Source organism: Streptomyces sp. NPDC055966, assembly GCF_042269865.1.
Taxonomy (GTDB): Bacteria; Actinomycetota; Actinomycetes; order Streptomycetales; family Streptomycetaceae; genus Streptomyces.
In genome coordinates this window covers 46,508-55,640 of sequence record NZ_JBHJYK010000038.1, presented here as the reverse complement: position 1 = coordinate 55,640, position 9,133 = coordinate 46,508, and the positions used below count along the sequence as shown (strand labels likewise).

The following is a 9,133-nucleotide window of genomic DNA, read 5'->3' as shown; positions in this document are numbered from 1 at the left end:
GCCGTTCTCCCACTGGGAGACGTCGATCCCGTGCTCCTTCAGCTTGTTCGCGAGGCCGGCCGGAACCTGGACCTTGCCGTCGGCGCCGTCGGCCGGCTGGGAAGCGGTGGCACCTGCGGCGGCGTTCGCCGTGTGCGAACCGGAGCCGCCGCAGGCGGTCGCGGTGAGTGCGAGGGCCGCGGCGAGCCCGGTGGTGGCGAGAACGGTGCGCTGCCGTCCGCGTCGACGTGCGAAGGGCACAGATATGGAACGCATGGTGCGATATCCCCCGTTGGAACGTGTACTTGCTCGGCCGTGTCCACGCAGGCCGATACTGAGCGCGGTCACGCGCTGCGCGCACAAGAGGAAGGACTCATGTTTTTGGAGGCCTCTCACGTGCGACACCCCACTATGCCTGGGGAGTCGCGGGCGAACGGAGGAGAGGCGGTGAAAGTTCCCGTCAGACGCGCCGGGACCTTCATCGCCGGATCGTCGAACGCGCCATCGCACGGCTCATCGAACGCCGGCGTCGCCATCGCCGCTACGAGCACTGGCCCGAGCACGTCGCATCGGCAGCTTGTCCGCGCGGTTGAAGACCCGAACCGCCCCGTCCTGCCGCGGACTTGTGTGGTCACCGAGCAGGCGGCGCGTCGGGATTGCGACTCGACCGGTACCCCCTGCGGCGGCACACACGGCATACCACTTCTCCTCCCCGCCGGGAAGGCCATCGACACGATTCCTGCACATTTCGGCCACGGAGCGCCCCACTTCGCTAGGCTGGCCAACAGGCTGGGGAGCGAGGGGAATAGGGTGCCGGAGCAGGAGCGCAGCGAGAGGCGAGTTGGTTCGGCAGGCCCCAGCCGGGCCGGAACGCCCCTGTACGAGCGTGACGTTGAAGTTGCCGCCGCGCGGGCGGCAGTTGAGGCGCTGTGCAACCGCTCGGCGGACGGCGGTGGTTCAGGTGGCGGGCTGCTGTTCTTGAGCGGCGCCGCGGGGCTGGGCAAGACGACTTTGCTGGCGGAGATCCGAGGCATGGCCGCCGCCCACGGGTGCACGGTCCTGTCCGCGCGCGGCAGCGAGCAGGAGCTTACGGTTCCCTTCCACGTCGTCCGGCAGTTGTTGCAGCCTGTCCTGGCGTCCTGCGCCGAGGCCGAGCGTCGCGAGATCTTCGGGGGCTGGTACGAGATCGCGGGGCCGGCCGTCGGCCTCTTCGCGCAGCAGGCCGGTAGCGCCGTGCCGGATCCACAGGGCGTCCGGGACGGGCTGGACTGGGTGCTCACCCAACTCGCCGTGCGCAGGGCGCCGATCGTCATGGTCGTCGACGATGCTCACTGGGGTGATGCGGAGTCCCTCACCTGGCTGGCCACGTTCGCCGTGCGAGTGCAGGAACTTCCCGTCCTGATCGTCCTGGGGTACCGCCCGGACGAACTGCCCGCCGAGGCCGAGGCGTTCCGTGAACTGGTCGGCGGCCGCGGCTCGCATCCGATCACCGTGCGCGCTCTCAGCCCGGAGTCGGTCGCAAAGCTGGTGCGCGGCGCACTCGGGCCGGAGGCGGACGATCCGTTCTGCCGCGAGTGCTGGGCCGTCACCGGCGGTAACCCCTACGAGACCGTCGAACTCGTCGCCAAGGTCCAGGACCGAGGTCTCACCCCCTCCGAGGAGTCGGCCCATCTGCTGCGAGTCCTTGGTGCGTCCTCCCGCGGCACCGGACTGGTCAAGCGACTGGAGAAGCTCGGCAACCGGGCCGTGCGGCTTGCCTGGGCGGCAGCGGTACTCGGTACCGAGATCTCCCCCGAACTGGTGGCTTCGGTGGCCGGGCTGCCACCGGCCGAGGCTCAGGACGCCACGGACACACTGCGCGTCGCTCGTATCCTGACCGGCACCAGGACGCTTGAGTTCGTCCACCCCCTCATCGCCACTGCCGTGTACCGGGCCATTCCTTCGGCGATGCGCACCGCCATTCACGGGCAGGCCGCCTGTGCGGTGATCGACGCGGGCCTGAACATCACTGTCGCCGCCCGGCACCTGCTGGAGACCCATCCGGGCAACGACCCACAGACCGTCGAGCAACTGCGCGCGGCCGCGCGGGAGAACCTTCGCCAAGGCGCCCCGGACGCCGCTCATCGCTGCCTGGAGCGTGCGCTGCGCGAACCGCCCCCGGCCGAGGAGCGCGCGGCGGTGCTCTACGAGCTCGGCTGCTCTGCTCTGCTCACCTCCCCGGCCACCACGGTCAACCACCTCTCTGCGGCCTTGGAGCTTCCCGACCTCGACCCCGCGCTCAGAGAGGACGCCACTTTCCGATTGGCCCAGGCCCTCGCCCACAACGACCAGCTCGGCGAGGCAGCCGCTGTGGTGGGGGCCGAGGCCGCCCACACACGGTCGTACGGGGCGCGGCTGCGCCTGCAGGCCGCGCACCACCTGTGGCGGGTCTTCGACGCGCAGGAGGTACAGGCGCCTGTACGTTCCCGTCGACTCGCGCGGCTCGCCGAGCATCTGTCCGGGCAGAACGTCGGAGAGAAGGCCTTGTTGTGCCTGCGTACCTGGGACGCCACGCTGCGCGGTGAGCCGGCCGAACGCGCGCTGGCCGTCGCCACACGCGCCGTGGGGCTCAGCTACACCGACCCCGACTGGGGCTTCGAACTGCCCAGCATCACCGCGCTCGGATACATGTACGCCGACCAGTGCGACCGTGCGGAGGAACTGTTCAGCTCCGCCATCGCCGAATGCCAGCAGGTCGGTTGGAGCGGAGCTCACCTCTCTTTCGGCTTCAACCTCCTCGGCCTGGTCCACTTCCGGCGCGGAATGCTCGCCGAGGCCGAGCGCTGCGCGCGTGAGGCGGTCCGGCTGGCCGACCGCGTCGGCCCCAGGTTGCCCGCCAAGTGGTACGCGGTCGGTCTGCTGCTCGACGTCCTGCTGGCCCGCGGCCACAGCGAGGAAGCGCTGAGCGTCGCCGAGATGCACGACTTCGCGCCCCCTTACCCCAACGCGGTGGTCTTCCCGGACCCCCAGGCGCTGTACGGGCGCCTGCTGCTCGCCCGTGGCCGTCGTGAGGAAGCCATCGCCCAACTCACCGCCGCTGGGGAACGACTGGAGGCCAAGGGCATACTCAACCCGACCTGGTGTCCCTGGGCGGGACACCTCGCCCTCGCCCTCGCCCCGGACGAGCCCACGAGCGCCCGCGCTCTCGCAGCGCAGTCACTGCGCCGAGCGGAGCGTTACGGCACGCCCACCGCCAAAGGTGAGGCGTTGCGCTTCAGCGCGGCGGTGTCCGAGGACGGGGACGCCCTCGTGCTGCTGGCGCGCGCGGTGGAGACGCTCAGCAAGTCCCCGAACCAGTACCTGTACGCCGAGGCACTGGTTGACTTCGCCATCGCCCTCAGACGCTGCGGCCGTGCCGAGCGAGCGGCGGAACTCCTCTTCGAGGGTGCTGATGTGGCGGATCGGTGCGGCGCAGAAGGCCTCGCGGCGCGGGCGCGCGCGGAGATCGCCGCAGCGGGCCTGCGGCCGAATGAACCGCGCACCACTGCGCAGTGGGAAGAGCGGACAGCAGAGCCGCACCATGCGGACACCGGGGAACTACGGCACTGACACCGCCCAGCACACGTAAGTCGCCCGGGTCGCGACAGAGTGACATCCCGGGCAGCGGGGTCTCCCGGGCTGTCTTTCCTGCCGCCACGGAGTGAGGAGGCCGCTGGTGCGGGGATGGGTGGGGCGGGGCGGAGCCGACGGTCGTGGTCCGTGCAGGTGTCCAAGGCGACGCACAGATGCCGTTCGTGCGTGATGGCTCGGCGGTCGGTGCACTCAGGCAGCAGCGGGCCTGACCGGTGAGTGAGCTGCGCTGCCGGACGTTCCCTGCGCAACTCGCGTCTCGACCTCACTCCCGGCGCCCTGCGGCGATCAAGACTCGCGGACCGATCACCCCACCGACCCGAGCCCCACCTCCGCCAACGGGGCCGGGCCCTACAAAGCCACGTCGGCCGGCCGACGAGTTCGCGATGCAGTGACATCGCTTCTCATCGACATTGATCACACCAGTCCCACCAGAGCGTGATGGCGGCGGGCCGTGTTTCGACATGCAGAATGCGGCGCCGATAGGCCGGTACAGTCCGTCGCCCGGCATCGCTCGATGCTCGTTCCCTGCCGCCGACCAACCAGATGAGCTGTCTTCTCGGCCCGGGCGGCAGCCTGCGGCAGTACGAGTGCCGAGAGTTGGTCGTCACTGCGGTCCGTCCTTTGTCCTTGGCAACTGGCAATTTAGGACAGCATCTGACCGCAATGGCTCCTAGTGTGGGCCTTGACCGACGGAACAGGAACACCGGAAGGCGGAGACCATGACCTCCAACGAGCTGACCACCCGCGACCTGGCTGGGGAGCCGGCCGTCACCGGTGAGCGCGCCGAATTGCTGGAGATGCTGGCCAAGCACCGGCACTACCTGCGCTTCACCACCCGTGACCTCACCGATGAGCAGGCGGGGCTGCGGACCACCGCCAGCGAGCTCTGCCTGGGCGGCTTGATCAAGCACGTCGCCGCGGTCGAGCGGAACTGGGGAGAGTTCATCCTCAACGGCCCGTCGGCTTTGGGAGACTTCACGGCCATGACCGAGGCCGACTGGGCCCGGCGGGCCGACGAGTTCCGGCTGCTGCCCGGTGAGACGCTGGCTGGTGTGCTGGCCGACTACGCCGAGGTGGCCCGCCGGACAGACGACCTGGTCGCCACTCTGCCCGACCTGGAGACCGCGCAGCCGTTGCCGAAAGCCCCGTGGTTCGAGCCCGGCGCGCAGTGGTCGGCCCGCCGGGTGCTGATGCACATCATCGCCGAGACCGCTCAGCACGCCGGCCACGCCGACATCATCCGCGAGTCCCTGGACGGCGCCAAGAGCATGGGCTGACCGACGGCGCGGTGAAGGGCTGTCAGGCGGGCCGTCAACAGGACCACGGCCGGATCGCGACACCTCCCCTGCTTCCACCCGACCTGTCCCCCCAAATCCCTCACAACACCCACGGCGTAGCTCGGCCCACGCCGTGAACCGGCGTCACAGGACAGGGCGTGGATGGGAGCGGCCCTCACGCCGGGCACGGCGCAGCGGCGGGCTCCGAACAGGACCCGCCGCTGCCCACCGACACGGCACGCCGAGCTGGTGCGGCCTACGGATGGCACGCTCGCCCCACGCCGTACAACCTAAAGCCGCTTCAGACGGTCGAGGCGTCGATCACGGAGCGGTAGCGGACATCGTTCTCCACCCCCCTGTTAAAGGCCTCGCTGATCTCCGCTGCACTGACCAACTCGATGCCTGAGTCGAGCGCGTGGGCCGCGCAGAAGTCGAGAATCTCCTGGGCCTCCCGGCTGCCGCCCATCATGGAGCCGACCAAAGTCGTCGGTGGAGTGGAAGTGGTCCGCGCCGAGCCGCTCGGCGCCCTCCCGCTTGTTCTCGCTGTGGCTGAAACCAGTGACGTCGGCACCCAGAGTATGTGCGATCTTGACGCCGATGCGTTCAAGGCCGATGGCCAGGACCGGCCACCCGCCGGCAAACTCGTCTGGGTCGAACTGCGCATGACACCCAGCCCATGAGACCGGACCTCATGTCGTTGATGACGACCATGTCGCCACGGCTGACGATGCTGGGGCGGCCCGGCGTCGGCGACGCAGCCTCCGCCGCGGCCGGGCGATCCGCGGTGACCTCATCAGCCGAGCGGCTCTCTCATCGTTCACTGGTTCATCGGCGTCACGCACCCGGGCGCTGATCCTGGGGACGCCGTAAGCCAAGCCGGAACCGGCGTGGGCCGCAAGCATCCGCCGGTCAGCCCCGTGTCGTCGGCGCCCGCGCTTCGATGCGGTCCGGCGGTGGCGGTCGTAACGGTTCTCTCGTAGCGCCCTTCGTGCAGAGCCGCAGCTGGGAGTCGATCTGCGGCGGCGCAGCCCTTGGCCACCGGGCAAGCTGGAAGACGGAGGTGGTTGCCGTGGCCGGTGAGACGCCGCTGATGATCGTGGACGGTAAAGGCGTGGTCGTGCCGTGGAGCCACCAGGCGGAGGAGTTGCTGGGGCACCCGGCGGGCGAGGTGATCGGGCGGCCGGTGACCGACCTGGTCAGCCCTGTCGCCGCACCGGGCGGTGATGCCGCGGAGCGCGGCGGGCACGACGCCCTGCGTGATGGCGCAGCGGGAGTCGCCGACGGTGGCCTGCGCGTGCAGCCGGTGCTGAGCGAGGACGGTTCGGTGACGTGGAGGATCTTCCTCCTACCTGCGGACGGGATGGCTCCCGGCATCGAGAGCGCGGTGCTCGATGCGGTGTCCACCCACATGGCAGGGGCTCTGTTCGTGGTGGACGAAGAGCTGCACGTCGTGTCGGCGAACGATCCCGCGCAGGCCCTGTCCGGCGCGAGCGCACGGCAGATCCAAGGACGCCCCCTGCCCGATGTGTGGCCCCTTTCATCCCCCGGCGAACTGGCGCACATCCTGCGCCAGGCCATGACGGACGGTACGTCGATGACGGACCACGTGATGCGGGCTGAACCGAAGAGCGTGCCCCAGCACACGCACACCGTCTCGGTGCTGCCCCTGCACGATGCACCGGGGGCGGTGGTCGTGGCACACGACGTGACCGGTCAGGAGAAGGCACACCGCGGAGTCCAGGCCCTGTATGCCGTCCGGGAGCGGGTGGGACAGACCCTGGATGTGGTGGCCACCTGCCAGGGGCTGGTCGACGCGCTGGTTCCTGGGTTCGCCGATGTCGCCGTGGTGGAAGTGGTGGAGCCTGTGGTGCGGGGAGAGGAGCCACCGCTGAGTCCTCTGGGACGGGATGTGCCGCTACGCCGGGCCGCCTTCGGGAACAGCGGCGGTGACCGGCAGGCCCGGGCGCATCCGGTGGGAGACGTCCGCGCACTGCCGTTCCCGACCCCGTACGCGCAGGCCCTGGCCGACCTCAGGCCCCGCACGATTGCCCTGGGCCCCGACACGCCCTGGCTGGCGGCCGATCCGACGCGGGCCGAGGCAATTCGCGCATCCGGCGCGCACGCCCTGCTCGTCGCACCACTGACACTGCGTGGAAAGGTGCTCGGGCTGCTGAGCCTCTATCGCACCAAGCGATCCGACGGTTTCGACGAGAAGGAACTCGCCCTCACACTGGAACTGGCCACACACACCGCCCTGGGCATCGACAACGCCCGCCGCTACACCCGCGAGCACACCATCGCGGCGGCACTGCAGCGCCATCTGCTGCCTCCCGCACCTCCGTCGCAGACCGCGATCGAGACCGCCAACCTGCATGTGGCCGACGAACGGGGTGCGGGCGGCTGGTCGAACGCCTGCGCCCTGTCCGGCGCCCGAACGCTCCTGGTGGTCGGGGAGGTCGCAGGGCACGGCATCCACACCGCCGTCACGATGGGGCAGCTGCGGACCGCCATGGCCTCGCTCGCCGCACTGGACCTCGAACCCGACGAGCTCCTCGCCCGGCTCGACGACGCCACGGCGCGTCTCGTGCGCGAGCGCAGGGCGCTGCCTCGGGGCGATCCCCTGCGCACGCAGCCCCTCAGCGCGACCTGCCTGTGTGTGCTCTACGATCCGTTCACTCACACGTGCGCCATAACCTCCGCCGGACACCCGCCGCCCGTCATCGTCGGCCCCGGTCCCAGCACCCAAGTGGTCGAGCCGGCCACCGGTGGTGCCCTCGGCGTCGGAGAAGGGCCCCCGTACGCCACCACCACCGTCGCCCTGGCCGACGGAGACGTACTCGCCCTCTACACGACCTCGCTCCTGTCCGCCGTACGGGGCGAGGACGGCACAAGCGACCCGCAGTCGCTCCGGCGCATGCTCGCCGACACCGATCGGCCCCTCCAGGACCTGTGCGACGACGTCCTGTACCGGCTGCGCGCCGACACCCTGCCCGGCGACGCCGTCCTCCTCCTCGCCCGCACCCGCCCCTTCCCCGCCGACCGCGTAGCCACCTGGGCGCTGGACGCGGAGCCCACCGCCCCTGCCCTCGCACGGCGGCACGCCCGGCACCAACTCGCGGCCTGGGGCCTGGACGAGGACACCGCCTACGACACACAGGAAATCGTCAGCGAGCTGGTCACCAATGCCCTGCGGTACGGCGCCCCACCCGTACTGCTGCGCCTCATCCACGACCGCGCCCTCACCTGTGAGGTCCAGGACCGCGGCACCTCCGCCCCGCGGCTGCGCCACGCACGGTCGGTCGACGAGGGCGGCCGCGGCCTGTTCATCTGCGCCCAGCTCGCACACAACTGGGGCATCCGCTACACCAACGACGCGAAGACGGTCTGGACCGAGCAATGCCTCCCCCAACAGCGCCTATAGGCCGCTGCGGCGACGAATCGTGTACGGAGCGGCCGGTCCTGATCACCGCAGGAGGACGCCGAAGACCATGTGGAAGAAGGCGTCGAAGGGAGCGGAGGACTTGTCGGCCCGCGCCGCGATCAGCGTGCCCTCCCAGGCGCTGAGGATGAACAGCGCGGCCTCCTCGACGTCGAGAGCGGCGTCCAGCTCACCTGCCTCGTGGGCTTCGGTGAGCACCCGCCGGATGTGCGCGGCCCACCGCTGGAAGCCGCCCTGGACGGCGGAGCGGATCTCCGCGGAGTGGTCCGCCACCTCGGCGCCGAGGTTGCCCACCAGGCATCCGCGGGCGAAGCCGCTGGCGACCGTGTCCGCGCCCAGGAACTCGAAGTGCGCCCGCAGCCGCTCCAGCGCGGGGCGTCCAGGCGTGTCGAGCAGGTCGAACCGCAGCCCGGCGGCGTAGCGGCTCAGTGCTTCGAGAGCGCTCTCCTCCTTGCTGGCGAAGTGGTTGTAGAACGAGCCCTTGGGAGCCCCGGCAGCCGACGTGATGTCGCTGATGCCGGTGGCATTGAAGCCCCGTGTGCGGAACTGCTCCAGGGCTGCCTGCGCGATCTCCTCGCGCTTGGACGCGCGTGCCATCCTCACCACCACCTCGGGTTCAATATGTCCGGTCGCCTTACCGCAGGTCAAACCCAGGCCGCGGGGAGTGACTCCCGCCCACGACGGCATCGTGGCCCGGCTCTGTCCCCGGACCTGCTTGACTAATTTTAAAGCGACCGGTCATATTGAAGCGACCGGTCATATTGGATGCCGGTTCCCGCCCCCAGCCCCGCCCTCCCTGTGTCGGCAGAGGCAGCACCGAGGAGAA

General features: G+C 70.2%; 6 protein-coding genes and 1 pseudogene. 4 read left to right on the top strand and 3 right to left on the bottom strand.

Annotated features, from left to right (window positions below; translation table 11 throughout):
* A pseudogene (locus ACFC8N_RS45570) lies at positions 1–255 on the bottom strand (hypothetical protein); the annotation flags it as partial.
* A gap of 534 nt (positions 256–789) precedes the next feature.
* Here ACFC8N_RS45570 and ACFC8N_RS45565 point away from each other — a divergent pair.
* Complete coding sequence (locus ACFC8N_RS45565; protein ID WP_376295556.1) at positions 790–3,567, top strand: AAA family ATPase; 2,778 nt, start codon at positions 790–792, stop codon at positions 3,565–3,567.
* 743 nt (positions 3,568–4,310) lie between these two features.
* Positions 4,311–4,868: a DinB family protein gene (locus ACFC8N_RS45560; protein ID WP_376295554.1), complete on the top strand. Its 558-nt coding sequence runs from the start codon at positions 4,311–4,313 to the stop codon at positions 4,866–4,868.
* A 301-nt stretch (positions 4,869–5,169) separates the two neighbouring features.
* Here the strand turns inward: ACFC8N_RS45560 and ACFC8N_RS45555 are convergent, their stop codons facing one another.
* A complete protein-coding gene (locus tag ACFC8N_RS45555; protein ID WP_376295552.1) occupies positions 5,170–5,337 on the bottom strand; it encodes a hypothetical protein in 168 nt (55 codons plus the stop codon).
* On the opposite strand from ACFC8N_RS45555, the gene ACFC8N_RS45550 reads away from it, so the two are divergent.
* Entirely contained in the window at positions 5,336–5,548 is a 213-nt protein-coding gene (locus ACFC8N_RS45550; protein WP_362817040.1) for a hypothetical protein, read from the top strand. The genes ACFC8N_RS45555 and ACFC8N_RS45550 overlap by 2 nt on opposite strands.
* A 389-nt stretch (positions 5,549–5,937) precedes the next feature.
* Entirely contained in the window at positions 5,938–8,289 is a 2,352-nt protein-coding gene (locus tag ACFC8N_RS45545; RefSeq protein ID WP_376295550.1) for a SpoIIE family protein phosphatase, read from the top strand.
* A 42-nt stretch (positions 8,290–8,331) separates the two neighbouring features.
* Here the strand turns inward: ACFC8N_RS45545 and ACFC8N_RS45540 are convergent, their stop codons facing one another.
* The gene (locus ACFC8N_RS45540; protein ID WP_376295549.1) at positions 8,332–8,904 is read right to left on the bottom strand and encodes a TetR family transcriptional regulator C-terminal domain-containing protein; all 573 of its coding nucleotides are present in this window, start codon (positions 8,902–8,904) and stop codon (positions 8,332–8,334) included.
* Positions 8,905–9,133: the final 229 nt, after the last annotated feature.

Bases quoted from the DNA above. Each gene is read 5' to 3' on its own strand.
- ACFC8N_RS45560 (WP_376295554.1), top strand. From the start codon at position 4,311: ATGACCTCCAACGAGCTGACCACCCGCGACCTGGCTGGGGAGCCGGCC.
- ACFC8N_RS45550 (WP_362817040.1), top strand. From the start codon at position 5,336: ATGGAGCCGACCAAAGTCGTCGGTGGAGTGGAAGTGGTCCGCGCCGAG.
- ACFC8N_RS45555 (WP_376295552.1), bottom strand. From the start codon at position 5,337: ATGATGGGCGGCAGCCGGGAGGCCCAGGAGATTCTCGACTTCTGCGCG.
- ACFC8N_RS45540 (WP_376295549.1), bottom strand. From the start codon at position 8,904: ATGGCACGCGCGTCCAAGCGCGAGGAGATCGCGCAGGCAGCCCTGGAG.